Origin of the sequence: Hydrogenophaga sp. (assembly GCF_018780075.1) — a bacterium.
In the GTDB taxonomy this organism is placed as follows: Bacteria; Pseudomonadota; Gammaproteobacteria; order Burkholderiales; family Burkholderiaceae_C; genus Hydrogenophaga.
Genome location: NZ_JADMKB010000160.1, coordinates 1 through 24,871, shown reverse-complemented (window position 1 = coordinate 24,871; position 24,871 = coordinate 1). Strand labels below are relative to the sequence as shown.

Sequence of the window (24,871 nt, the reverse complement as noted above, 5' to 3'; positions counted from 1 at the left end):
TCGCCGGCGCCGATCTGGTGATCGTCAACACCTGCGGCTTCATCGACGATGCCGTCAGGGAGAGCCTGGACACCATCGGCGAGGCTCTGGCCGAGAACGGCAAGGTGATCGTCACCGGCTGCCTTGGCGCGCGTGAAGGTGCTGGTGGCGGGAACATGGTGCGGGAGATGCACCCCAGCGTTCTTGCCGTGACGGGACCACATGCGACCCACGAAGTGATGGAGGCGGTGCATCAGCACCTGCCCAAACCGCACGACCCGTTCGTGGATCTGGTGCCTGCGCAGGGCATCAAGTTGACGCCACGTCACTACGCCTATCTCAAAATCAGCGAGGGTTGCAACCACCGCTGCACCTTTTGCATCATCCCGTCGATGCGCGGTGACCTGGTGAGCCGCCCCATCGGCGATGTGCTCACAGAGGCGAGGAAGCTGTTTGAATCGGGTGTTAAAGAGTTGCTCGTGGTGAGTCAGGACACGTCGGCCTATGGCGTGGACATGCAGTACCGCACGGGTTTTTGGGATGGCAAGCCGGTGAAGACCCGCATGTTCGATCTGGTGCGGACCCTGGGCGAACTGGCCAAGGGGTTTGGTGCCTGGGTGCGCTTGCACTATGTGTACCCCTATCCGCATGTGGACGACGTGATTCCGCTCATGGCAGAAGGTTTGTGCTTGCCCTACCTGGATGTGCCGTTGCAGCACAGCCACCCCGACGTGCTCAAGCGCATGAAGCGTCCCGCCAGCGGCGAGAAGAACTTGGAGCGCATCGCCCGTTGGCGCGAACTGTGTCCCGAGATCGTGGTGCGCAGCACCTTCATCGCTGGCTTCCCTGGCGAAACCGAGACCGAGTTCCAGCACCTCCTGGATTTCGTGCGGGAGGCGCGCATCGATCGAGCGGGTTGTTTTGCTTACTCGCCGGTGAATGGTGCGGCGGCGAATGCGTTGCCCGATGCGGTTCCCGATGCGGTGCGCGAGGAGCGCCGCGCGCGTTTCATGGCTGTGGCTGAGGCGGTGTCATCCGAAAAGTTGCGCGAGCGAGTGGGTGCCACCATGCAGGTGCTGGTGGATTCTGCGCCGGGCATGGGCAAGAAGGGTGGTGTGGGCAGGAGCTACGCCGACGCGCCGGAGATCGATGGTGTTGTTCGGCTGCTGCCGCCAGAGAAGATCAGCAAGACACTGAAAGTGGGAGAGTTCACGAAGGCTCGCATCGTTGCGGCCGAAGGACACGACCTGCTGGCGGTGCCTTTTTGATGGCGGGCATTGACCGCCGTTTTCCCGAAAGGGAAAACAAAAAAGGGGTTGCAAACATCGTGTTTGCAACCCCTTATGATTGGTGCCCAGGAGAGGACTCGAACCTCCACGCCTCTCAGCGCTAGTACCTGAAACTAGTGCGTCTACCAATTCCGCCACCTGGGCATCTCAGGAAAAACGCTAGTATAGCACGAGAAAAAAGAACCTCCAAAGTGAACGAAAAAAACAATCTGTTGGCTGAGTTTGAAGGCGTCGTGTCCGGTCATCGCGACGGACACGGTTTTGTGGTCCGCGACGATGGACAGGCTGATATTTACCTGCCTTCCAATGAAATGCGGGCGGTGTTGCACAAGGACCGCGTCAAGGCACGGATCGTGCGCACGGACCGCAAAGGTCGTCCCGAAGGGCGGGTGACCGAAATCATCGAACGCTCCAGTTCGCCCATCATTGGGCGACTGCTGCAGGAAAGTGGTGTGTGGCTTGTCGCCCCGGAAGACAAGCGCTATGGCCAGGACGTGCTGATTCCAAAGGGCGCCACGGGCTCCGCCAAGCCGGGTCAGGTCGTGGTGGTCGAACTCACCGAACCGCCTGCACTCTATGGGCAACCTGTGGGGCGTGTGAAGGAAGTGCTTGGCGAAATCGACGATCCGGGTATGGAAATCGAAATCGCTGTGCGCAAGTACGACGTGCCTCACCAGTTCTCCGAGGCGACGCTGGCCCAGGCGCGAGGGCTTCCTGACCACGTGCGCTCCGCTGATCACAAGAACCGGGTCGATCTGCGCGACGTGCCACTCGTCACCATCGATGGTGAAGATGCGCGCGACTTCGACGACGCTGTGTATTGCGAGCCAGCCAAGGTGGGACGCGCCAAGGGCTGGCGTTTGCTCGTGGCCATTGCAGACGTGAGCCACTACGTGCAAACGGGTTCGGCCATCGATGTGGATGCGTATGACCGGGCCACGTCGGTTTATTTTCCGCGCCGCGTGATCCCGATGCTGCCGGAGAAGTTGTCCAACGGCCTTTGCTCCCTCAACCCCGGTGTTGAGCGCCTGTGCATGGTCTGCGACATGCTGGTCAACGCCAAGGGCGAGGTGCACGCCTACCAGTTCTACCCGGCGGTGATGTTCAGCCATGCGCGCTTCACCTATACCGAGGTGGCGGCGATCCTTCAGAACACGCGCGGACCAGAAGCGGCGCTGCGCAAGCCCTTGGTGCCGTATCTCCTGAACCTGCACGATGTGTACCGCGCCCTGTTGACTGCGCGCAATGCACGCGGAGCGGTGGACTTTGAAACCACCGAAACGCAGATCGTCTGCGACGAATCGGGTCGCATCGAAAAGATCGTGCCCCGCACTCGAAACGATGCACACAAGCTGATCGAAGAGGCCATGCTGGCGGCCAACGTCTGTTCAGCGGATTTCATCAGCCAGGGCAAGCATGTGGGCCTGTTTCGGGTACATGAGGGCCCGACCCCTGAGAAGCAGGACATCCTGCGCAACTACCTCAAAGCCATGGGGGTGCCGCAAACCATCAGCGACAACCCGCAGCCTTCAGAGTTCCAGCAGATCGCGGCAGCAACCAAAGACCGACCTGAAGCCCAGCAGATTCACATGATGCTGTTGCGCTCGATGCAGCAGGCCATCTACACCCCCATGAACCAGGGCCACTTTGGCCTGGCGTTCGAGGCCTACACCCATTTCACCAGCCCGATCCGGCGTTACCCGGATCTGCTGGTTCACCGCGTCATCAAGGCGATCCTCAACAAGCAGCGGTACCAGTTGCCTGCATTGCCCACCCCGGGCGAGGCACACGCCAAATTGAGCAAGCGACTGGCCGGCCGCGTGAAGCCGCCGGTTCCGGGTGAGCAGGTGAAGAAGCTGTCTGCCGACACCTTGGCCTGGCAGGCTGCGGGGTTGCATTGCAGTGCCAATGAGCGGCGGGCTGACGAGGCCAGCCGTGACGTGGAAGCCTGGCTCAAGTGCAAGTACATGCGCGAGCACCTGGGCGAGGAGTTCAGTGGGGTGGTGAGCTCGGTCACGAGCTTCGGGTTGTTTGTCACGCTGGACGCGATGTACGTTGAGGGCCTGGTTCACATCACCGAACTGGGTGGCGAATACTTCCGCTTCGATGAAGCCAGGCAGGAGTTGCGCGGCGAGCGCACCGGCATTCGCTATGCGTTGGGGACCCGCGTCCAGGTGCAAGTGAGCCGAGTGGATCTGGATGGCCGTCGCATCGATTTCCGATTGGTGTCTGGCGAGGATGAGCTGGTGCTGCGTGCCATGCGAGACAAGAATGGTGGCGCTGTCGATGTGGAGGACGGCGCATCACGCAGTGCACACACCAAACAGCCCAAAAAACCGGGCAAGGTCCAGCCCTCGTCCTCGCCGGGAAAGAGCCCGTCGGGGCGTACTTCGAGCCGCAATGAAGCGCGGAGCGGCACGCGGCAACCCTCAGGCAAGTCGCGCAAGGGGCGCCGCTGATGAGGGTGCTTTTTTTCCTGCTGGAGACCCTGTTCTTCTTTTTGGTCGGGGCGGCGCTTTTGAGGGCCTGGATGAACCAGCTTCGCATCAACATGTCCGGTCAGCCAGGCCGTTTTGTGATGGCGTTGACCCATTGGCTGGTGGCTCCTGTTCGGCGGTTCCTGCCCAAGGCGATGGCGCAAAGCCGGATCGACTGGGGCAGTCTCATGGCTGCGCTCTTGCTGGCACTTGCCTATGGTGGTTTGTGGCTGATGTTGGTGACTGCCGTGTCAACCACAGACGGTTCAGCGGTGGCGTCTCTGCTCGCGATCCCGTCATTGGCGTTCAAGCTGTTGCTGCGCGTGCTGCTGCAGGGCTTGATGGTGCTTTTGCTGATCTTTGCCGTGTTGTCGTGGGTGCAGCCAGCCTCTCCGGTGCTGACCACGCTGGATCGTTTGTGTGGCCCGCTCCTCAGGCCGATCCGCCGTGTTCTGCCATTGATCGGCGGCGTCGACTTGTCGGTGATGGTGCTGATTGTTCTGTTGCAGATCGGCCTGATCATGCTCGGCTGATTCCGTCGCTCTCAGCGCAGATGTCGTGCGCTCAGAGCGAGGCGTCCTGCGGTGAGTTCACCCAAGCGCTCGGGGTCCCAGCGATCGGCCAATTGACCATGCTGGGCCACGGCGCTTGCAACCGCTTGAAAAGCAGACCTGGGCGGCATGGACAGCGCAGCACCCACCATCCCTGCGAGAACATCGCCTGTGCCCGCCGTGGCCAGCAACGGATTGCCGCTGGCGTTGATGACGGGTGTCTGCTCCGGTCCAGTGATCACGCTGCCCGAGCCCTTGAGCACACATATGACTCCGAGTTGTTCGGTCAAGGCTTGCGCGGCCGCCAGACGGTCTGACATCACGTTGGCGGTGCTCTGGCCGAGCAGCCTGGCCGCTTCCAGCGGGTGCGGCGTAAGCACAGTCACCCATCCGCGCAGAGTGCGTTGCCTGGTGAGCGTTCGCAACAGCGGATCTTGCGCAATGGCGTTCAGCGCATCGGCATCCAGCACCAGCGTGGGACACGCTGTCAAAAGCCGCGGCAGTCGGCTCACCACGGCAGCTCCACCGCCGCAGCCGCACACCACGCATGCGTCCTGCAGCAGGCGGTGATCATGCAGCAGCGTGTCAATCTCGCGGAACATGAGTTCAGGGCATTGGGGATCCCAGTGCACGGATGGCTCTGCGCCGTCCAGCAGGCCCACATACACCCGCCCTGAGCCCGCATGCAGGGCGGCACGAGCGGCCAGAATGGCGGCGCCGGTCATGCCGGAGCCGGTGATGGCGGCGCCCTGACCACCGACCACCACAACGTCACCTTGACTGCCTTTGTGGGCAGCCTGCTCGCGCTTCGGTGGCTTGGTCTGGACGCCCAGCAGCATGCCAATCGGGGCGACCTGGTCTTGGGGCGCGGCGCCCAAGTCGTCGAACCACACGGTGCCTGCCATGTCCCTTCCATCGGCCGTGAAAAGCCCGGGTTTGAGTGTCAGCAGAGACAAGGTGTGGCGCGGACCAAGCCCCATCTTGGGTGCGGGACCGAGGTAGACGCCGGTATCGGCCAGCAGGCCGCTGGGCAGGTCCACGCTCAGCACTGTGGCGTTGCTGCTGTGCATGGCCTGCAGTTGCTCGGCCAGTGGGCCTTCGGGGGGGCGTTGTGCACCCAGTCCGAGCAGGGCGTCGATCGCGCAATCGAACACACGGGGGGGGCACGGAGCGATCACAACGCCGGCATCCAATGCCTTGTCAAGCGCGCGGGCTGCATCGGGCGGTAGCCGGGCCATGTCACCACACAGCGTGACCGTCACGTGGAGATGACCCTCGTTTCGACGGGCGTGGTCCAACAGGTGCCTGGCCGCCACCAAACCGTCGCCGCCATTGTTGCCGGGTCCGCAGGCGATCCAGATGCACCGGCTGTGCGGCGCGATCGCCAGTGCAAGACGCGCGACGGCCAGCCCGGCTCGGTCCATGAGTTCGAAAGGGGGCAGAGTGGAAGCCAAGGCGCGCTCGATCGTGCGTGTGCCGTCCACGCTGTACAGCCTTTCTGCCCCCGATGTGCCAATCCGCCTCATGGTGCGCTCAGTCGGCCGCACTGCGCTGCAGTTGCCCCGGGGCAGGCCTTGTCGGGACGGCTCAATATGGGTTTGCGGGCTTCGAAGATCTGCATGGACTTGTTTGGCGTGCGGTGGAACGCTTGGCTGTTCGTCGAGGGGTGATTCCTTGATGAAGCTGAACTTTCCCACTTTCCCACTTTCCCATTGGCTGGATCCAGACAGGGTCCGAGGACCTGCAGAAGACGTCCCGCGTGCCGTTGATGTTCATTGAAGGAGGGCTGCTCCCAACGAACCAGCGCATGGCGAGTTCGTCGGACAGGGCTCAACCGAACAGTGTCTGTTCTCATTTCACCACGAACTGGTGGTGGCACGTCGATGTTCTCAGTGGTCAAACCGCCCGGGGTTGTATGGCGCCAGTTCCAAAGCGGGCGACTGACCCGCCACCTGGTCTGCGATCGCACGCGCGCTGGCGCACGCCATGGTCCATCCGTGCACGCCATGCCCCAGGTTGAGCCACACGCCGGGCAACCCAGCGTGGCCCAACACAGGCAAGCCGTCGGGTGTGACCACCACAGTGCTGGACCATTCCTGCACGTTCGCCGCCCCCCCCAAACGGATGGATCCGGGAAACCAGTCGTTCAACGCAGCGTACAGTTTTTTGATTTCTTTCGGTGACTTCTCTGTGGCTTGGCCGTGATGCCCCGTGCTCGACACCCTGACCCTCTGGCCCATGCGCGCCATGGTGACCTGGAGGCGATGATCGTGCACCACAGACAGCGGTGCGTCGAGGGGTTCGCGAACGGCGGCGCTGAGGGAATGGCCCTGCAGGGTGTGGAGCGGGACGCGAAGCCCCAGTGGCCGCAGCAGTTCTTCGCTGGCGGGGCCGGCGCACACCACCACCCCGTCAAAACGGTGGGCGCCGCGTGCCGGCCCCGCGGTCACAATCTGGACGCCGTTGCCGATCTCCAGGCCCAGCACTGTCGTGTCGAACTCAAACTGGCAGCCTCGCTGTTGGGCCATGGCTCGCAGGTGCAGCGTGAACTGCCGGCAATTGGCCGACCACGCATCAGGCACCAGCAACGCGCTGTGAAAGGCTGTTTCTGCGTTGAGGGCTGATTCCAGGTCTCGCGCCTGGGCTGCTTCCAAAAGGGCACATTCGCCACCCATCTCACGAATCTCCGTTTGCATGGACTGGGCCAGGACGGCCTCTCGTTCGCTGCGCCAGAGGATCAGCAAGCCCTGATGGCTGTCCAGGGTCAACTGATGTTGCTCGGTGAGCGCGATCAAACGTTCGGAGCTGTACCGCGCCAGATGGAGCAAACCCGGTGCGGGGTTGGCATGTCGAGGTGCCTTGCCTGCGCGAACCGACCGCCACAAGGCGCGAAAACCCGTGGCCTGATCCGAACGCCATGCCGCCGCCGCCTGGGCGGCGATCCATTCCGGGGCAATCAAGCCACCATTGGCGAAGCTGGCTCCCTCGGCCGCCGTGTTGTGGCGCTCAAACACCGTGACCTCATGTCCGTCTTCGGTCAGTTCGTATGCCGTGGTCACGCCCACCACGCCTGCTCCGATCACTGCCAGCCGCAAAGCAGTGCTCCCAGTGAAGGTTTTAAAGGGGCTGGTGGGCGCAAAGTTGATCGTTCTTGTGGCGGGAGTGCTGGCATGGAGGGGCAAAAAGGGAGGTGGCTCGCTGACGAAGCCGGTGGGCGTGCGTGGCTTGGTGATGGCCCGGGCTGCTATAATTGATTGGCTCTGCAGGTGATGCGCGGAAAGCTTGTTCCAATCTCCCTCTGCAGGGTCAATCTCAAACCAGCCCAACCAGGTGTTGTTTTGTCGAGCGAAGCCCGAAATGAGGCTCAGCTTGCAGGCAATCGGGGCTGGATTTTAGTCTCAACCTCTGGAATCTTTCTCATGTCTATCTCCATGCGCGAAATGCTGGAAGCTGGTGTCCATTTTGGTCACCAAACCCGCTTCTGGAACCCCAAGATGGCTCCGTACATCTTCGGTCACCGCAACAAAATTCACATCGTCAACCTCGAAAAGACGCTGCCCCTGTTTGAAGAGGCTGCCAAATTCGTGAAGCAGTTGTCCGCCAATCGCGGCACCATCCTGATGGTGGGCACCAAGCGCCAGTCGCGCGACATCGTTGCCCAGGAAGCCCGCCGTGCCGGCGTGCCTTTTGTTGATCAGCGCTGGCTCGGCGGCATGTTGACAAACTTCAAGACGGTCAAGACCTCGATCAAGCGTCTGAAAGACATGCAGGCCCAGAAAGAGGCCGGTCTGGACAGCATGACCAAGAAAGAGCAGCTGATGTTTGCTCGCGAAATGGAAAAGCTGGAGAAGGACATCGGTGGCATTCAGGACATGGCTGCACTGCCCGATGCCATCTTTGTGATCGACGTGGGTTTCCACAAGATCGCCATCCTCGAAGCCCAGAAGCTGGGCATCCCGCTGGTCGGTGTGGTCGATACCAACCACTCGCCCATCGGCATCGACTACGTGATCCCGGGTAACGACGACTCGGCCCGTGCCGTGGCGCTGTACGCCCGTGGCATCGCTGACGCGATCATCGAAGGCCGTTCCAATGCGGTGAACGATGTCGTCAGGGCTGTGGCTGCCGAAGGCGGCGACGAGTTCGTTGAGGTCAAGGAAGACGCGGCCGCCTGAGCCTCGCCGCTGAGCGAAAGAGGGGCTCCAGTAGCCCCTTTTTCACAAGCGAAACCGATCAATCGATGAGTCCGTGTCCCCGTTGTGGGTTCGATGCGGCCAATGGAGAACTGAAATGGCAATTACCGCAAGCATGGTTGGTGAACTGCGCGCAAAGACCGACGCGCCCATGATGGAGTGCAAAAAAGCGCTGACCGAAGCCGACGGCGACATGGCCAAGGCCGAAGAGTTGTTGCGCGTCAAGCTCGGCACCAAGGCTGGCAAGGCCGCCAGCCGCGTGACCGCCGAAGGTGTGGTCGCCAGCTACCTCAGTGGCAACACCGGTGCGCTGATCGAGGTCAACTGCGAAACCGATTTCGTGACCAAGAACGACAGCTTCCTGGCGCTGGCCAATGCCGCAGCCAAGCTGGTCGCTGAGCACAACCCCGCCGACGTGGAGGCTCTGGGAGCCCTGTCCTACAGTCAGGACAACTTCGGCCCCACACTGGAAGACGTGCGCAAGGGCTTGATTGGCAAGATCGGCGAAAACATGAGCTTCCGCCGCTTCAAGCGTTATGCTGGCGGCGCTTCGCTGGTGAGCTACCTGCACGGCACGCGCATCGGCGTGGTGGTGGAGTTTGACGGCGATGCCGTGGCATCCAAGGATGTGGCGATGCACGTGGCCGCCATGAAGCCGGTGGCGCTGACCAGTGCCGATGTGCCAGCCGAATTCATCGAGCGGGAGCGCTCCGTGGCCACGGCCAAGGCAGACGAAGCCAACAAGGAGCTTGTGGCGGCTGGCAAGCCGGCGCAAAGCGCCGAGATCGTTGCCAAGCGCATCGACGGTGCGGTGCAGAAGTACCTCAAGGAAGTCTCGCTGTTTGACCAGGTGTTTGTGAAGGCCGCTGATGGCAAACAGACCGTGGGCGCGATGCTCAAAGCCACCGGCACCACCGTCAAATCGTTCACCATGTACGTGGTGGGCGAGGGCATCGAGAAAAAGGTAGACGACTTTGCGGCGGAAGTGGCAGCGCAGGTCGCTGCGGCCAAGGGCGCATAACGGCACCCGATTGGCGGTTCGTTCGCCGATCCAGACAACGGGCCGCAAGGCCCGTTGTCGTATGTGAAGCCGGGCTTTTGCGGGCGGCAGGTGTTTTGAGTGCGGGATCAGCCACCGCTCCTCGGTACACTTGCCGGTCGGGTCCAGATCGAGTTGATATTAGGGAAATCTTCCATGCCAGCCTACAAACGCATCCTGCTGAAACTGTCCGGTGAGGCCCTCATGGGGGATGACGCGTTCGGCATCAACCGTGCCACCATTGCGCGCATGGTGGAGGAGATTGCCGAGGTCACCCGCCTGGGGGTGCAGGTGGCGATCGTGATTGGCGGTGGAAACATCTTTCGTGGCGTCGCTGGTGGATCGGTCGGCATGGACCGCGCGACCGCAGATTACATGGGCATGCTGGCCACGGTGATGAACGCGTTGGCGTTGGCCGACACCATGGACAAGGCGGGCCTGGTGGCCCGGGTGATGTCGGCCATCGCCATCGAGCAGGTGGTTGAGCCTTATGTGCGTCCCAAGGCCTTGCAGTACTTGGAGGAGGGCAAGGTCGTGGTCTTCGCCGCTGGCACGGGCAACCCGTTTTTCACCACCGACACCGCCGCTGCGCTGCGCGGCGCCGAGATCGGTGCTGAAATCGTGCTCAAGGCCACCAAGGTCGACGGTGTGTACAGCGCCGACCCGAACAAGGACCCGAAGGCCACCCGCTATGCCACGCTGACGTTCGACGAGGCCATGGCCAAGAACCTGCAGGTGATGGACGCCACGGCGTTTGCGCTGTGCCGCGACCAGAAGCTGCCCGTCAAGGTGTTTTCGATTTTCAAGCCTGGCGCATTGCGCAACGTGGTGCTGGGTGGCGACGAGGGCACCCTGGTCCACGTTTGACACCCAGGAACACCCCCATCAGTCGCATTGAGGAGCATTCATGAGCACGACAGAGATTCGCAACACCGCAGAGCACAAAATGCAGCAATCGGTGGAATCCTTCAAGAACAACCTGACCAAGGTCCGCACCGGTCGCCCCAACCCCCAGCTGCTGGACACGGTGCACGTGGACTACTACGGTTCCATGGTCCCGTTGTCGCAGGTGGCCAACCTGACGCTGCTGGACGCCCGCACGATTGGCGTGGCGCCGTGGGAAAAGGGCATGGGCGCCAAAATCGAAAAGGCCATCCGTGAGTCTGATCTGGGCTTGAACCCGGCCAGCCAGGGTGATCTGATCCGCGTGCCCATGCCGCCCATGACCGAGGAGCGCCGCAAGGAGCTGACCAAGGTCGTTCGGGGCGAGGGTGAAGCCGCCAAGATCGCCATCCGGAATCTGCGTCGCGATGCCAACGAACACGTCAAAAGACTGGTGAAAGACAAACTGGCATCGGAAGACGACGAGCGCCGCTCGGTGGAAGAGATCCAGAAGCTCACCGATCGCGTCATTGGCGAGGTGGATCGGCTGGTGGCGGCCAAAGAGCAAGACATCATGGCCGTTTGATGCGTGGCCATTTGGCATCGCTTAGCTCCATGAACTGCATCCCCTGTCTGCGCTGATGGCCCACACCCTGCCGCCCGCCTCTTGTGTTCCGCGCCACGTGGCCATCGTGATGGATGGCAATGGGCGCTGGGCGCAAAAGCGCCACCTGCCCCGCGTGGCGGGGCACAAGCAAGGTGTGGACGCGTTGCGTCGCACCGTTCGAGCCTGCCTGGAGCGCAATGTCCAGGTGTTGACCGTGTTCGCCTTCTCCTCGGAAAACTGGAGTCGTCCAGAAGACGAGGTGTCTGGCCTGATGAGTCTGCTGTTGATGGCCTTGTCCAGGGAAGTGCCCAAGCTCAGCAAGAATGGCGTTCAACTTCACTTTCCGGGTGATGCTGGGGGGCTGTCGTCGCGTGTTTTGCAGGGGTTGCAAAAAGCCGAGCAAACCACGGCGCACAACCAGAAGATGGTGCTCAACGTCTGTTTCAACTACGGCGGGCGCTGGGACATCGCGCAGGCTGCGCGCCGACTGGTCGAGCAGGGCAAAGAGATCACCGAGGCGGGGCTGTGCGAGAGCACGGCGCTGGCCCACGTGGGGGATCCCGATTTGCTGATCCGCACTGGAGGTGAGATGCGCGTCAGCAACTTCCTGCTGTGGCAGTGTGCGTACACCGAGCTGTTTTTCACTCCCTGTCTCTGGCCTGATTTTGATGCCGCCGAATTGGATCGGGCGTTTGCCGATTTCGCGGGACGGGAGAGGCGCTTTGGCCTGACGTCCGAACAATTGGTGACGCCGTCCGGTGCGCCATCCCATGCTTAAGCAGCGGATCATCACGGCGTTGCTGCTGCTGGCGGTGTTGCTGCCAGCCATGTTTTACCCCTCCATGGAGCCCTTCACCGCGCTGTCGGCGCTGGTGATGGGGGCGGCAGGTTGGGAGTGGGCACGACTCAATGGCTGCCGCGAATGGAGTGCCAGGCTACTGGGTGGCTCCTTGGGGTTGGCTGTGGGATTGTTCTGGTGGTGGGGTGGCCTTGAGCGGGCGTGGGCGGAGGTATGGTGGGCGGCGTCGGCAGCTTGGCTTGTGTTGTCTGTGGTGATGTTGCGCCGGGGTGTGGCGGGATGGTTGTCATGGCCTGCGTTGTGGCGCCTGGGCGGTGGACTTGTGCTGCTGGCGTGTGCCTGGCTGGCACTGGTTCAGGCACGCATTGTGGGCCTGGGGTACCTGCTGTCGGTGTTGACCCTTGTGTGGGCTGCCGACATCGCCGCCTACGCGGGTGGGCGGGCGTTTGGCCGGCGCAAGCTGGCGCCCACCCTGAGTCCCGGCAAAAGCTGGGAAGGTGTGTTCAGCGGCGTGTTGGGCGTGTGCCTGTTGGGCTGGTTCTGGGTCTGGTTTGACCAACGGTTTCCGGCCGCGGCGCCCAGCCTGTTCACTCAGCTGTGGACCGCCAGCCCTGTTTGGGCGGTTGTTGCCTTTGTTGTTTTGGCGGGCACCAGTGTGGTGGGGGACTTGCTGGAGTCGCTGGTCAAACGTGGGGCCGGCATGAAAGACTCCAGCCAGTTGCTGCCCGGGCACGGAGGCGTGTTGGACCGAGTGGATGCCTTGCTGCCGGTGTTGCCGGTGGCTATGTTGATCACGAGTACGCTGAAACCATGAGTTCGTCCCTCGAAAACGTCACCATCCTGGGTTCCACAGGCTCCATCGGCAAGAGCACGCTCGACGTGCTGTCTCGCCACCCGGACCGGTTCAGGGTGTTCGCGCTCACAGCAGCGACCCAGGTCGACCTGTTGCTGTCCCAGTGCCAGCTCCATTCGCCTCGGTTCGCCGTGATGTCCAGCCCGATGCATGCCCGGCAACTCGCTGACCGGGTGAAGGATTTGGGTCTGTCCGTTCAGGTGTTGTCTGGCGCCCATGCGTTGTGCGAGGTGAGCGCCGATCCGGAGGTGGATACGGTCATGGCCGCCATCGTGGGTGCGGCAGGGCTGGCGCCGAGTCTGGCCGCGGCCCGCGCAGGCAAGAAGCTGTTGCTCGCCAACAAGGAGGCCCTCGTGGTCGGTGGCGAGATGTTCATGCATGCGGTGCGCGAAGGTGGCGGCACCTTGCTGCCCATCGACAGCGAGCATTCGGCCATTTTCCAGTCGTTGCCTGAAGATGCATCGAGTTGGGCGCGCCGTGTGGACAAGATCGTGTTGACCGCATCGGGTGGCCCCTTCCGTCAACGTGACCCGGCCACGCTCGCCGAGATCACGCCGGAGCAGGCCTGCGCCCACCCCAACTGGGTCATGGGGCGAAAGATCTCGGTGGACTCGGCCACCATGATGAACAAAGCGCTGGAGGTCATTGAGGCACACCACCTGTTCGGTCTGGAACCCATGCGAATTGAGGTGGTGATCCATCCCCAGAGCGTGATCCACTCCATGGTGCAGTACCACGACCGCTCTGTGGTGGCACAGCTGGGGACGCCCGACATGCGCGTGCCGATCGCTTACGGCCTCTCGTGGCCCGAGCGAATGGCGTCGGGCGCGGCCGCGCTCGATTTTTCGACCTTGAGTGCATTGACCTTTGAGGTGCCGGACGAGCGACGCTTTCCAGGGTTGCGTCTGGCCTGGGATGCGCTGGCCGCACCGGCAGGCACGACGGCGGTGCTCAACGCGGCCAACGAAGTGGCCGTGGAGGCGTTTCTGTCCCGCCGTTTGAGGTTTGACCAGATCCATGTGGTCAACCACGCAACTTTGGGCGCCCTGAGCCCCTCCAAGTCCGATGACCTGGATGCCTTGCTGGCCATCGATGCCGAAGCCCGGTCGATAGCAGCGTCTTGTGTGGCGCGTTGCAACGTTTGAGTTGCAGGTGCCCCCTGGCGACCTCCTTGCCCAGCGCGGTGGAAGCATTCCGAAAGTTTCAAGATGATGACCCTGATAGCCTTTGTGGTGGCCCTGGGCCTGTTGATCGCCGTGCACGAGTACGGCCACTACAGGGTGGCTGTGGCCTGCGGTGTCAAGGTGCTCCGCTATTCGGTGGGGTTCGGCAAGCCTTTGATTCGCTGGCATCGACCTGGCAATCCGACGGAGTTCGTGTTGTGCATGCTGCCGCTGGGGGGCTACGTGCGCATGCTGGACGAGCGCGAAGCCCCCGTGGACGCGGCAGAGCGCCACCTCGCGTTCAACACCCAGCCACTGCGCTCGCGTGCGGCGATCGTGGCGGCTGGACCAATCGCCAATCTGCTGCTGGCGGTCGTGTTGTACACGGTCGTGAACTGGATGGGCGTCGAGGAGCCCAAGCCCGTTCTGGCGGGTCCCGTGGCGGGCTCGCTGGCCGAGAAGGCGGGCCTCTCGGGGGGCGAGTGGGTGGCGGAGACGGCGTCTGGCGACGACGAGGCGACACCGGTCAATTCTTTTGAGGATCTGCGTTGGCGCGTGACCCAGGCGGCGCTGTCTGGCGTGGACATGCGGCTCTGGGTGGCGCGCGATGAGGGCGCGCCAACGCGCATGTTGATCCTGCCGTTGAGCGAGCTGAAGGTGCGCGAAGCCGATACCGGCCTGTTTCAGCGCATTGGCATCACCGCCCCCTGGACAGCCCCAGTGATGGGTGAGGTGATGCCGGGAGGGGCGGCCGAAGTGGCGGGGCTGAAAGCCGGGGATCAGGTGGTGCGGGTGAACGACCGGCCTGTGGCCGATGGGCAGTCTCTGCGCATGTCCATCCGTCAGTCGGTGGGTGCGCAGGGGAACACATCGACCCAACAATGGGATGTTTCGCGTGCAGGTCAGACCTTGAGGCTGAGTGTGCAGCCACGCCCGGAACAGGTGGAGGGTGTCTGGATCGGCCGCATCGGAGCCTATGTGGGGGCCGCTCCGGCGATGATCACGGTGCGGCATGGTGTGGTGGACGGCCTTTGGCTGGGCGTGGTCCGGACCTGGGAGGTGTCCTGGCTCACTCTCAAGATGATGGGTCGCATGCTCATCGGCGAAGCGTCGCTCAAGAACCTGAGCGGGCCGCTCACCATTGCGGATTACGCAGGCAAGTCGGCCAGCATCGGATTGACGTCCTACTTGGTGTTTCTGGCCCTGATCAGCGTGAGTCTCGGTGTGCTGAACTTGCTGCCGCTGCCGGTGCTCGATGGGGGGCACCTGATGTATTATCTTTGGGAGGGTGTCACCGGTCGCAGCGTCTCGGACGTCTGGCTGGAAAGGCTGCAGCGCGGGGGTGTGGCGGTGCTGCTGGCACTCATGTCTGTCGCCCTGTTCAACGATATCACCCGCTTGGTGGGCTGAACCCTCTCTCTTCATGAAAAAAAACCATCACCGACTGCGTGGTCTGACGCTGTTGACTGTCGCCTCATCCTTGTTTGCAGCGTTACCTGCATGGGCTGTGGATCCTTTCACCCTGAAGGACATCCGCGTCGAGGGTCTGCAGCGCGTGGAGCCCGGTACAGTGTTCGCGTCTCTGCCATTTCGCATCGGCGATCAATACAACGACGACAAGGGTTCAACGGCAATTCGTTCGCTGTTCGGGCTGGGACTGTTCACCGATGTGCGTTTGCAGATCAATGGCGACGTGCTCGTCGTGATCGTGGAAGAGCGGCCCACGGTGGCCGATGTGAGTTTTTCGGGGATCAAGGAGTTCGACGCCGAGATCTTGAAGAAGTCCCTGCGCGAAGTGGGTCTGGCGGAGGGGCGACCTTTTGACAAGGCGCTGGCCGACCGCGCTGAACAGGAGCTCAAGCGGCAGTACATCAACCGGAGCATGTACGCCGCTCAGGTGGTGACCACGGTCACGCCGGGCGAACGCAATCGCGTCAACTTGAACTTCAACGTGGTCGAAGGCGAAGTGGCCAAGATCACCGACATCCGCATCGTTGGCAACAAAGCCTTCTCGGAGTCCACGCTGCGTGATCTGTTCGATCTGGACACCGGTGGCTGGATGAGCTGGTACACCAAGGCCGATCGATACTCGCGGGCGAAGCTCAATGCCGATCAGGAGTCGCTTCGCTCCTACTACCTGGCGCGTGGTTATCTGGAGTTCCGCATCGATTCGACCCAGGTGGCGATTTCCCCCGACAAGCGCGACATGTCGGTGACGATCAACGTCACCGAAGGCAACCGCTTCGTGGTTTCGTCGGTGACGCTGGAAGGCGAGTACCTGGGCAAAGAACAGGAATTCAAGTCGCTGGTGAGCGTGCGAGCGGGCGAGGCCTACAACGCGGAGGATGTGACGCGCACGGTCAAGGCGTTCACCGACTACTTTGGTGCCTTTGGGTACGCTTTCGCCCAGGTCGAAGCAAGCCCCGTGATCGACCGGGCCAACAACCGCGTGGCCTTTGTGATGCGCGCGCAGCCCGCACGGCGCGTGTACGTGCGCCGCATCAATGTGGAAGGCAACAACCGGACCCGTGACGAGATCATCCGGCGTGAGTTCCGTCAGCTGGAGTCGGCGTGGTACGACAGTGACCGCATCCGCTTGTCGCGCGATCGCGTTGACCGTCTGGGGTTTTTCACTGAGGTTGGCATCGAGACCGAACCCGTGCCCGGCTCCAATGACCAGGTGGACCTCACGGTCACCGTGGCCGAGAAGCCTACCGGTAACCTGTCCATCGGTGCGGGCTATTCGCAAGCCGACAAGCTGTCGCTGATCGCCAGCATCAAACAGGAGAACGTGTTCGGCAGCGGCAACTACCTCGGTCTGGATCTGAACACCAGCAAGTACAACCGCCAGTTTGTGCTGAGCACCACCAATCCGTACTTCACAGAAGACGGCATTTCACGCACCTTTGACCTCTACTACAAGACCACCCGGCCCTACGACGCCCAGGGTGGTGACTACGAAATCGCCACGCCGGGTGTGGGTGTGCGGTTTGGCGTGCCCTTCACCGAGACGGACACGGTGTACTTCGGAGCGGGTGCAGAGCGCGTGAAGGTGAAGGAGGGTGATCAGTTGCCCGAAGCCTATCGCGATCAGAGCGGTACCTACCTGCCAGCCACGATCGGCTGGGCGCGCGACAACCGCGACAGTGCTCTGGTGCCCACCACTGGGCGCCTTCAACGGTTCAACACGGAATTTGGCCTGGGTGGCGACAGGCGTTACGCCAAGTTGACTTACCAGTTTCAACAGTATGTCGCGCTGACCCGCCAGTACACGCTCGCCTTCAATACGGAGTTGGGTGTTGGCAAGGGGCTGGGTGGAAAGCCCTACCCGGTGCTGCGCAACTTTTACGGTGGCGGTCTGGGTTCTGTGCGCGGGTTCGAGCAAGGCACATTGGGCCCCACTTCCGCGGTCATGGGGTCCACGACCGGCGAAACCGTCAACGTCGGTGGCGCTCGCAACCTGGTGCTCAACGCCGAGTTCATCGCACCGTTCCCAGGGGCGGGCAACGACCGCACCCTGCGCTGGTTTGCCTTTGTCGACGCTGGCAACGTGTACGGGGAGTCGGAAAGCGTGGACCTGAGTCAGTTGCGTTCGTCGGTTGGCATCGGCTTGAGCTGGATTTCCCCTGTGGGTCCGCTGCGCTTCGCACTGGCGAACCCGGTGCGCAAGTTCTCGGGCGATAGAATCCAGAAATTCCAGTTTCAGATCGGAACCTCTTTTTGATGAAGACCTCTCAGCGCCGTTTTGCGCGCCTTCTCGCCGTTTTGCTGGCCGGTGTGTGCGTGGCATCCGCTGCCGTGGCGCAGGATTTCAAGATCGGCTTTGTGAACACCGAGCGGGTGCTCCGTGAGGCCAATCTCGCCAAGGCATCCCAGGCCAAGCTGGAGCAGGAGTTTTCGCGCCGGGAAAAAGACCTGCAAGCCGTGGGCAGCCAACTCAAGGCAGCCTCGGAAAAGCTGGAGCGCGAAGCGCCCACGCTGCCTGAGGCACAGCGCATCACCCGCCAGCGCCAGTTGGTCGATCAGGACCGTGACTTTCAGCGCAAGCAGCGGGAGTTCCAGGAAGACGTGACCGTTCGCAAGAACGAGGAGCTTCAGCAGGTTCTGGAGAAGGCGAACCGTGTCATCAAGCAGGTGGCAGAGACAGAAAAATACGACCTGATCCTCCAGGAAGCCGTCTACATCAACCCCAAGCACGACATCACCGACAAGGTGCTCAGCGGCTTGAACAGCGCCAAGTAAGGCGCTGTCGACAACGTGTCTCGGTCGCTCGGCGATATCGTCGAAGCCCTCGGGGGCCAACTGCTGGGGGATTCCCAGCTCCAGATTCATCGCCTGGCGCCCCTGGCGACGGCGGCTCCTTCCGAGTTGTCGTTCGTGGCACAGGCGAAATACGCGAACCAGGTGCAGACCACCCAGGCAGGGGCGCTGATCGTGCCGCCGGCGCTTCAGGACGCAGCTGCCGTTCGGGGCGCCTGCATCGTCAGTGACGATCCCTACCTTTACTTTGCCCGACTCACCCAATGGTGGCGGGCGCAGCATCGGGCGGTGAAGACAGCGCTCATTGACCCGCTGGCCAGCATCCATCCGACGGCAGTGATTGAACAGGATGTTTCCATCGCAGCTTTTGCGGTGGTGGGCGAGGGCGTGCACGTCGGTGCCGGCGTGCGCATCGGGCCACAAGTGGTGCTGGAAGCGGGAAGCCGAGTGGGCGCGGGCTCGTTGCTCTACGCGCGTGTCACGGTGGGGGAGCGCTGCATCGTGGGGCAGCGCTGCATTCTTCATCCCGGCGTGGTGCTGGGTGCAGATGGTTTTGGGTTTGCCCCGAACCGTGGCGAGTGGGTCAAGATCGAACAGCTCGGCGCGGTGCGCATTGGTGACGATGTGGAGATCGGCGCCAACACCTGCATTGATCGCGGAGCGCTGGACGACACGGTGATCGGCAACGGCGTGAAGCTGGACAACCTGATCCAGATCGGCCACAACGTGCGCGTGGGTGACCACACGGCCATGGCCGGGTGTGTGGGGGTGGCTGGCACCGCAGTGATCGGTGCGCGTTGCACCATCGGTGGTGGAGCCATCGTGCTGGGGCACCTGACGCTGGCCGACGGTGTGAACATCTCGGCGGCGACCGTGGTCACGCGCTCCATCAGCAAGCCGGGTCACTACACCGGCATGTTTCCCATCGACGACAATGCGTCCTGGGAAAAGAACGCTGCTTCCCTCAAACAACTCAACCGCCTGCGCGAACGGCTCCGTGCCGTCGAACAGAGCCTCGACAACGCCTCCCAAGACACCCGACCACCATGATGGACATTCACGAGATTCGCAAGCAGCTGCCGCACCGTTATCCCTTTCTGCTCGTGGACCGAGTGCTGGAGCTCGAAAAAGGCAAGCGCATCAAGGCGCTGAAGAACGTCACGATCAACGAGCCATTCTTTGGCGGGCATTTCCCCAACCGACCCGTGATGCCCGGGGTGCTGATGCTTGAAGCCATGGCTCAGGCGGCGGCACTGCTGGCCTTTGACACCGCGGGCGTGACGATGGACGACAAGACCGTGTATTACTTCGCGGGCATCGATGGCGCGCGCTTCAAGCGCCCCGTTGAACCTGGTGACCAGCTGATCATGGACGTGGATCTCGACCGCGTGCGCGCAGGCATCTACAAGTTCAAGGGCGTGATCCGCGTGGCGGGCGATGTGGTGTGCGAAGCCGAGCTGATGTGCACCATGCGCACGATTGCCTGATCGGCGCCAGGAGCACGCTGTGACGCAGATCCATGCCACCGCTCTGGTGGACCCGGGTGCCGAGCTCGACAGCTCGGTCACCGTGGGCCCCTACACCCTGATCGGCCCCCATGTGAAGGTCGGTGCGGGCACCACCATCGGCGCCCATTGTGTGGTCGAAGGCCGCACCACCATCGGACGGGACAACCGCATTTTCCAGTTCAACTCGATCGGCGCGATCCCGCAAGACAAAAAGTACGCGGGGGAGCCCACCGAGCTGATCATCGGGGACCGCAACACCATTCGCGAGTTCTGTACCTTCAACCTCGGTGTGCCCGGGGCTGGTGGGGTCACGCGGGTGGGCAACGACAACTGGATCATGGCGTACACACACATCGCCCATGACTGCATTGTCGACAACCACACCACGCTGGCGAACAACACCACGCTCGCGGGTCATGTGCACCTCGCCGACTGGGTGACGGTCGGCGGCCTGACCGGTATTCATCAGTTCGTGTCTGTCGGTGCACACGCGATGGTCGGCTTTGCCAGCGCGGTGTCTCAAGATGTGCCGCCCTTCATGCTCGTCGACGGCAATCCGCTGGCCGTGCGCGGCTTCAACGTGGTGGGTTTGCGCCGTCGCGGCTTCACGCCGGAGCGTGTGGCGGCGGTGAAGCAAATGCACAAGCTGTTGTACCGCCAGGGGCTCACCCTGGAGCAGGCGCGTGGCGGTATCGAGGCCCTGACGCAGGACATCCCCGAGGCGGCAGCCGATGTGGACATGATGACCCGCTTCCTCGCGTCCGCGACCCGCGGCATTGCCCGTTAACGGTTCCGCCGTTCGATTCATGGAAGCGCAACGCCGCTTTGCGATGGTGGCCGGCGAGGCTTCTGGTGACCTGCTCGCGGGGCTGCTGCTCCAAGGCCTGCGTGAACGTTGGCCCGGCCTGACGGCCATGGGCATTGGTGGCGCCAGCATGACCCACCAGGGCTTCGAAGCCTGGTGGCCCAGCGACAAGCTGGCCGTGCGCGGGTACATCGAAGTGCTGCCGAAATTCATGGAAATCCTCGGGATCCGCAACCGTCTCAAGGAGCGGCTGCTGACGACCGATCGGCCCGACATCTTCATCGGCGTCGACGCGCCCGATTTCAACTTCGACCTAGAGGCCGCGCTGAAGGCCGATGACATTCGAACCGTGCACTTTGTGTGTCCGTCGTTCTGGGCATGGCGGCCCAAGAAGGTCTTGAAGCTGCGAAACAGTGCCGACCATGTGCTGTGCCTCTTTCCCTTTGAGCCCGAACTGCTCGCTCGGCATGGCATCGCCGCCACCTACGTCGGGCATCCGCTGGCCAGTGTGATTCCGCTGGTGCCAGATCGGTTGGCGGCACGGCGGCGACTGGGGGTGCGCGACGACGAGACCGTCGTGGCGATCCTGCCCGGCAGCCGCCGCTCTGAGGTGCAGTACAACGCTCGACGTTTTTTTGACGCTGCGTTGCTGATGCGGCGCCAAAGGCCCGATTTGCGATTCGTGGTGCCTGCTGTGCCTGCGCTCAAGGACAGCATCGTGGCCATCGCCTTGGCCAGCGGTCTGGACGACGTGATGGTGCTGGACGGTCGTTCGCACGACGCGCTGGCGGCTTGCGACGTGACGCTCATTGCGAGTGGCACGGCCACGCTGGAGGCGGCCCTGTTCAAGCGACCGATGGTGATCGCTTACAACATGAACCGATTGTCCTGGCACATCATGCGGCGCAAGCAGCTGCAGCCCTGGGTGGGCCTGCCCAACATTCTGTGCCGCGACTTTGTGGTGCCCGAGCTGCTGCAGGATGCCGCCACGCCGCCGGCACTCGCCCAGGCCACATTGGCCTGGCTGGATGCGCCAGCCCAAACCGCAGCGGTGCTGGCGCGGTTCACCGAGCTGCACCACAGCTTGCGCCGCGACACCGCACAATTGGCCGCCGATGCGATTGAAAAAGTTCTTCAAGGCTGAGCAGGCGTCCCTGATCTGGGACGTGCCGGGTTTGGTCGCTGGCGTGGACGAAGCCGGGCGCGGGCCCCTGGCCGGGCCGGTGGTCGCAGCGGCGGTCATCCTCAACGACAAGGCGCCGATCAAAGGCCTGGCCGACTCCAAACAGCTCACGGCCAGGCGGCGCGAACAGCTGTACGACGAAATCCGTGCCAAGGCGCTGTGCTGCAGCGTGGCCCAGGCTTCGGTGGAAGAGATCGACCGGCTCAACATCCTGCAGGCCACGATGCTGGCGATGCAACGGGCGGTGAATGGCCTGCGCCTGAAACCGGTCAAGGTGCTGGTGGATGGCAACCGCCTGCCGGCGCTGGACGTGCTGGCCGAGGCCATCGTCTCGGGCGATGCGCTGGTGCCCGCCATCTCGGCGGCATCCATCCTGGCCAAGGTCACCCGGGACCGCCTGCTGGACGAGTTGCACCTGCTGCACCCGGTGTACGGCTTTGACCGCCACAAAGGGTATGGCACGGCCGCGCACCTGCAAGCGCTGCAGACGCACGGCGCGCTCGCCGAGCACCGCCGCAGCTTCGCACCCGTGGCACGGGTGCTCGCGGCCTCACCCGACCCAGCGCCTCCATGAATCAACCCACCGCCATCACCTCTCGCGACAACCCCTTGCTGAAGCGCTTGCGCCTGCTCGCACAGGACAGCACCGCCTACCGCAAGCAGGGGCAGATCTGGCTCGAGGGTGACCACCTGTGCAGGGCCTTGCTCGCGCGCGGACGACGGCCCTCGACGGCGGTGTTCACCGAGAGTTTCTGGCCCCAGGCGCCCCACGACCTGCGCGATGCCGCCGACCACATCGTCACGGTGCCCGACGCGCTGATGGCGGGGATCAGCGGTCTCGAATCACCCGCGGGGGTCGGCTTTGTCTGGGACCTGCCCGAGGTGGCTGGCGTGCAGACAGGTGGCGCGGCGGTGGTGCTCGACCGCCTGCAGGATGCGGGCAACGTGGGCTCCATCCTGCGCAGCGCCGCCGCCATGGGTTTTGTTCAGGTGCTCGCGCTCAAGGGCACGGCGGGGTTGTGGTCGCCCAAGGTGCTGCGTGCCGGCATGGGGGCCCACTTTGCCCTGAATCTGGTGGAGGGGCTCGCCGCAGACGACTTGCGCGACCTGGCCGTGCCGCTGCTGGTGACCAGTTCCCATCAAGGTGATCTGCTGCATCAGGCCCGGTTGCCCTGGCCCTGTGCCTGGGTGCTGGGCCACGAAGGGCAGGGCGTGAGTCCGACGCTCGAGGCCCTGGCTGCGCGATCCGTGCGCATCATCCAGCCGGGCGGGGAGGAGTCGCTCAACGTCGCTGCTGCGGCTGCGATCTGCCTGCACGCCAGCGCAGCAGCCCGGTGAGCCCTGGTTTCTGCCGGGTGGAGCGCCCCGAACAGGTGCGTTTCCCGGGCGGCGGCCGCCGGAGGGCCGGGGGCGAGCGGCTATAATCTCAAGGTTTACCCGCATTCGACGCAAGCTCTGCGTCAGCACCGGCTGCCAGCCCAGATTCCCCGCACACGAAACCCGTCGCGATCCGCTCGCGACTCCTTGGGTGCGGGCGCGAAACGGCTTCGGCATCGCCTCGTGGTGACATGCGGGTGCGTCTCGAAAACTCTCTGGAGAAAACCGTGCTTCCCGTCCATCCGAAAGCCCTTCTCGCGCTCGCCGACGGCACGGTCTTTACAGGGATTTCCATCGGTGCCACCGGTCAGACGACCGGTGAAGTGGTGTTCAACACCTCCATGACCGGTTACCAGGAAATCCTCACCGATCCGAGCTATTGCCAGCAAATCGTCACGCTCACCTACCCGCACATCGGCAACACCGGTGTCAATGGTGAAGACGTGGAGGCCAACCGCATCCATGCGGCTGGCCTGATCATCAAAGACCTGCCCCTGCTCGCGTCCAACTTCCGCAGCGAAAAGACACTCACCGACTACCTGCAGTCCGAGGGCACGGTGGCCATCGCCGACCTGGACACGCGCGCCCTGACGCGCCGGCTGCGCACCCACGGTGCCCAGAACGGCTGCATCGTCGCTCTCGCTGCCGGAGAAGCTTTCACCGACACGCACCGCGCGCAGGCCGTTGCCGCCGCCCAGGCGGCACCCAACATGGCCGGGCAGGACTTGGCCAAGGTCGTGTCGGCCGATTCGCCCTACGAGTGGAGCCAGACCGAGTGGCAATTGGGCTTCGGCTACGGCGAGCAGATCGCACCGAAGTACCACGTCGTGGCCTACGACTTTGGCGTCAAGAAGAACATCCTTCGCATGCTGGCTCAGCGCGGCTGCAAGATCACGGTCGTCCCGGCCCAGACGCCTGCGGCCGACGTGTTCAAGCTCAAACCCAGTGGTGTGTTCCTGTCCAACGGCCCGGGCGACCCGGAGCCTTGCGATTACGCCATCGCCGCCACGCGCGAGATCATCGACAGCGGCGTGCCGACCTTCGGCATCTGCCTGGGTCACCAGATCATGGCGCTGGCCAGCGGTGCCAAGACCTTCAAGATGAAGTTTGGCCACCACGGCGCCAACCACCCGGTGAAAGACCTGGACAACGGCCGCGTGAGCATCACCAGCCAGAACCACGGTTTCGCGGTGGACGAGAAGAACCTGCCGGCCAACCTGCGCGCCACGCACGTGAGCCTGTTCGACGGCACGTTGCAGGGCTTGGCCCGCACCGACAAGCCAGCGTTCTGCTTCCAGGGTCACCCGGAGGCATCGCCAGGTCCGCACGACATCGGCTACCTGTTTGACCGGTTCATCGGTCTGATGCAGGCCAAGGCCTGATCCCAGCGCGCCACAAGGAACCCCCATGAAGCTCTTCAGTTTCCCGGTTTTTGCGATTGAAAAAGCCATTGCCAAACGCTTGCTGGGACTGGAGTCGCCACACAAGGAGTGGTTTGCCCAGCGCTGGGCACAGAAGCCCTACCGAAAGGCCTTCGTCGAAAACAAGGCTGCGCCGCTGGTGACCCTGCTGGCCAAGGGCAAGACCTGGGACGACGAGACCTTCAACACCGAGCTGGCCGCCTGGGACGCGCTGTTCTACCCGGCCGAAGTCGAGGTGCTGCGCCCCCTGATCGAAGGCGACGGCCTGCTGCAGCTGATGCAGAAAAACGTGCCCGCCGAGCGCATCCAGGCGCTGCTGAACACACTGGACACCCAGCGCCAAGGCTGAAGCCTGCGCCACAAGACACACAAGCGAACCATGCCCAAAAGAACAGACATCCAGACCGTCCTCATCATCGGCGCCGGCCCGATCATCATCGGCCAGGCCTGTGAGTTCGACTACTCCGGCGTGCAGGCCTGCAAGG

The 24,871-nt window shown here is 63.1% G+C and carries 23 protein-coding genes and 1 tRNA gene; 21 read left to right on the top strand and 3 right to left on the bottom strand.

What is annotated here, in order from left to right; genetic code table 11:
* Nucleotides 1-1,247: 30S ribosomal protein S12 methylthiotransferase RimO (gene rimO / locus IV088_RS24260; protein ID WP_291107069.1), on the top strand; the 1,247-nt coding region annotated here is incomplete at its 5' end.
* Nucleotides 1,248-1,327: 80 nt separating this feature from the next.
* On the opposite strand, the gene IV088_RS24255 is transcribed toward rimO, so the two are convergent.
* Nucleotides 1,328-1,412, bottom strand: a tRNA-Leu gene (locus tag IV088_RS24255).
* Nucleotides 1,413-1,459: 47 nt separating this feature from the next.
* Between IV088_RS24255 and rnr the strand changes: the two genes are divergently transcribed.
* Together rnr and IV088_RS24245 are read left to right on the top strand one after the other, a co-directional pair.
* Nucleotides 1,460-3,727, top strand: coding sequence for a ribonuclease R (rnr, locus tag IV088_RS24250; protein ID WP_291107066.1), 2,268 nt, complete (start codon nucleotides 1,460-1,462; stop codon nucleotides 3,725-3,727).
* On the top strand, nucleotides 3,727-4,278 hold the full coding sequence (locus IV088_RS24245; protein ID WP_291107064.1) for a YggT family protein: 552 nt from the start codon (nucleotides 3,727-3,729) through the stop codon (nucleotides 4,276-4,278). Before rnr ends, IV088_RS24245 begins: the two co-directional genes overlap by 1 nt.
* A gap of 11 nt (nucleotides 4,279-4,289) precedes the next feature.
* Here IV088_RS24245 and IV088_RS24240 read toward each other — a convergent pair whose 3' ends face one another.
* Together IV088_RS24240 and IV088_RS24235 are read right to left on the bottom strand one after the other, a co-directional pair.
* On the bottom strand, nucleotides 4,290-5,780 hold the full coding sequence (locus IV088_RS24240; protein WP_367171604.1) for an NAD(P)H-hydrate dehydratase: 1,491 nt from the start codon (nucleotides 5,778-5,780) through the stop codon (nucleotides 4,290-4,292).
* A gap of 405 nt (nucleotides 5,781-6,185) precedes the next feature.
* Complete coding sequence (locus tag IV088_RS24235; RefSeq protein ID WP_291107058.1) at nucleotides 6,186-7,622, bottom strand: FAD-binding oxidoreductase; 1,437 nt, start codon at nucleotides 7,620-7,622, stop codon at nucleotides 6,186-6,188.
* Nucleotides 7,623-7,715: 93 nt separating this feature from the next.
* Between IV088_RS24235 and rpsB the strand changes: the two genes are divergently transcribed.
* The 18 genes from rpsB to IV088_RS24145 all read left to right on the top strand — a co-directional run bounded on the left by rpsB (nucleotide 7,716) and on the right by IV088_RS24145 (nucleotide 24,735).
* Complete coding sequence (gene rpsB / locus IV088_RS24230; protein ID WP_236965667.1) at nucleotides 7,716-8,471, top strand: 30S ribosomal protein S2; 756 nt, start codon at nucleotides 7,716-7,718, stop codon at nucleotides 8,469-8,471.
* Nucleotides 8,472-8,586: 115 nt separating this feature from the next.
* Complete coding sequence (gene tsf, locus IV088_RS24225; protein ID WP_291107055.1) at nucleotides 8,587-9,510, top strand: translation elongation factor Ts; 924 nt, start codon at nucleotides 8,587-8,589, stop codon at nucleotides 9,508-9,510.
* A 174-nt stretch (nucleotides 9,511-9,684) separates the two neighbouring features.
* Complete coding sequence (gene pyrH, locus IV088_RS24220) at nucleotides 9,685-10,395, top strand: UMP kinase (RefSeq protein WP_236965665.1); 711 nt, start codon at nucleotides 9,685-9,687, stop codon at nucleotides 10,393-10,395.
* A 40-nt stretch (nucleotides 10,396-10,435) separates the two neighbouring features.
* Nucleotides 10,436-10,996: a ribosome recycling factor gene (frr, locus tag IV088_RS24215; protein ID WP_291107050.1), complete on the top strand. Its 561-nt coding sequence runs from the start codon at nucleotides 10,436-10,438 to the stop codon at nucleotides 10,994-10,996.
* Between the two features lie 55 nt (nucleotides 10,997-11,051).
* Nucleotides 11,052-11,795, top strand: a complete 744-nt coding sequence (uppS, locus tag IV088_RS24210) for a polyprenyl diphosphate synthase (RefSeq protein WP_291107048.1) — start codon at nucleotides 11,052-11,054, stop codon at nucleotides 11,793-11,795.
* Entirely contained in the window at nucleotides 11,788-12,630 is an 843-nt protein-coding gene (locus IV088_RS24205) for a phosphatidate cytidylyltransferase (protein WP_291107045.1), read from the top strand. Before uppS ends, IV088_RS24205 begins: the two co-directional genes overlap by 8 nt.
* Nucleotides 12,627-13,814, top strand: coding sequence for a 1-deoxy-D-xylulose-5-phosphate reductoisomerase (gene ispC, locus IV088_RS24200; protein WP_291107042.1), 1,188 nt, complete (start codon nucleotides 12,627-12,629; stop codon nucleotides 13,812-13,814). The genes IV088_RS24205 and ispC overlap by 4 nt, the downstream gene beginning before the upstream one ends.
* 63 nt (nucleotides 13,815-13,877) lie before the next feature.
* Nucleotides 13,878-15,242, top strand: coding sequence for an RIP metalloprotease RseP (gene rseP / locus IV088_RS24195; RefSeq protein ID WP_291107039.1), 1,365 nt, complete (start codon nucleotides 13,878-13,880; stop codon nucleotides 15,240-15,242).
* 13 nt (nucleotides 15,243-15,255) lie between these two features.
* The gene (bamA, locus tag IV088_RS24190) at nucleotides 15,256-17,556 is read left to right on the top strand and encodes an outer membrane protein assembly factor BamA (protein ID WP_291107072.1); all 2,301 of its coding nucleotides are present in this window, start codon (nucleotides 15,256-15,258) and stop codon (nucleotides 17,554-17,556) included.
* Entirely contained in the window at nucleotides 17,556-18,074 is a 519-nt protein-coding gene (locus IV088_RS24185; RefSeq protein ID WP_291107037.1) for an OmpH family outer membrane protein, read from the top strand. The genes bamA and IV088_RS24185 overlap by 1 nt, the downstream gene beginning before the upstream one ends.
* Before the next feature lie 15 nt (nucleotides 18,075-18,089).
* On the top strand, nucleotides 18,090-19,142 hold the full coding sequence (gene lpxD, locus IV088_RS24180; protein WP_291107035.1) for a UDP-3-O-(3-hydroxymyristoyl)glucosamine N-acyltransferase: 1,053 nt from the start codon (nucleotides 18,090-18,092) through the stop codon (nucleotides 19,140-19,142).
* The gene (fabZ, locus tag IV088_RS24175; protein ID WP_236965657.1) at nucleotides 19,139-19,579 is read left to right on the top strand and encodes a 3-hydroxyacyl-ACP dehydratase FabZ; all 441 of its coding nucleotides are present in this window, start codon (nucleotides 19,139-19,141) and stop codon (nucleotides 19,577-19,579) included. Before lpxD ends, fabZ begins: the two co-directional genes overlap by 4 nt.
* A gap of 19 nt (nucleotides 19,580-19,598) precedes the next feature.
* On the top strand, nucleotides 19,599-20,387 hold the full coding sequence (gene lpxA / locus IV088_RS24170) for an acyl-ACP--UDP-N-acetylglucosamine O-acyltransferase (protein WP_291107031.1): 789 nt from the start codon (nucleotides 19,599-19,601) through the stop codon (nucleotides 20,385-20,387).
* 19 nt (nucleotides 20,388-20,406) lie between these two features.
* Nucleotides 20,407-21,549, top strand: coding sequence for a lipid-A-disaccharide synthase (gene lpxB / locus IV088_RS24165; RefSeq protein WP_291107029.1), 1,143 nt, complete (start codon nucleotides 20,407-20,409; stop codon nucleotides 21,547-21,549).
* The gene (gene rnhB, locus IV088_RS24160; protein WP_291107027.1) at nucleotides 21,521-22,162 is read left to right on the top strand and encodes a ribonuclease HII; all 642 of its coding nucleotides are present in this window, start codon (nucleotides 21,521-21,523) and stop codon (nucleotides 22,160-22,162) included. The genes lpxB and rnhB overlap by 29 nt, the downstream gene beginning before the upstream one ends.
* Entirely contained in the window at nucleotides 22,159-22,926 is a 768-nt protein-coding gene (locus IV088_RS24155; protein ID WP_291107025.1) for an RNA methyltransferase, read from the top strand. Before rnhB ends, IV088_RS24155 begins: the two co-directional genes overlap by 4 nt.
* Nucleotides 22,927-23,192: 266 nt before the next feature.
* Nucleotides 23,193-24,347, top strand: a complete 1,155-nt coding sequence (gene carA / locus IV088_RS24150) for a glutamine-hydrolyzing carbamoyl-phosphate synthase small subunit (RefSeq protein ID WP_367171603.1) — start codon at nucleotides 23,193-23,195, stop codon at nucleotides 24,345-24,347.
* Between the two features lie 25 nt (nucleotides 24,348-24,372).
* Entirely contained in the window at nucleotides 24,373-24,735 is a 363-nt protein-coding gene (locus IV088_RS24145) for a hypothetical protein (RefSeq protein ID WP_291107021.1), read from the top strand.
* Nucleotides 24,736-24,871: the final 136 nt, after the last annotated feature.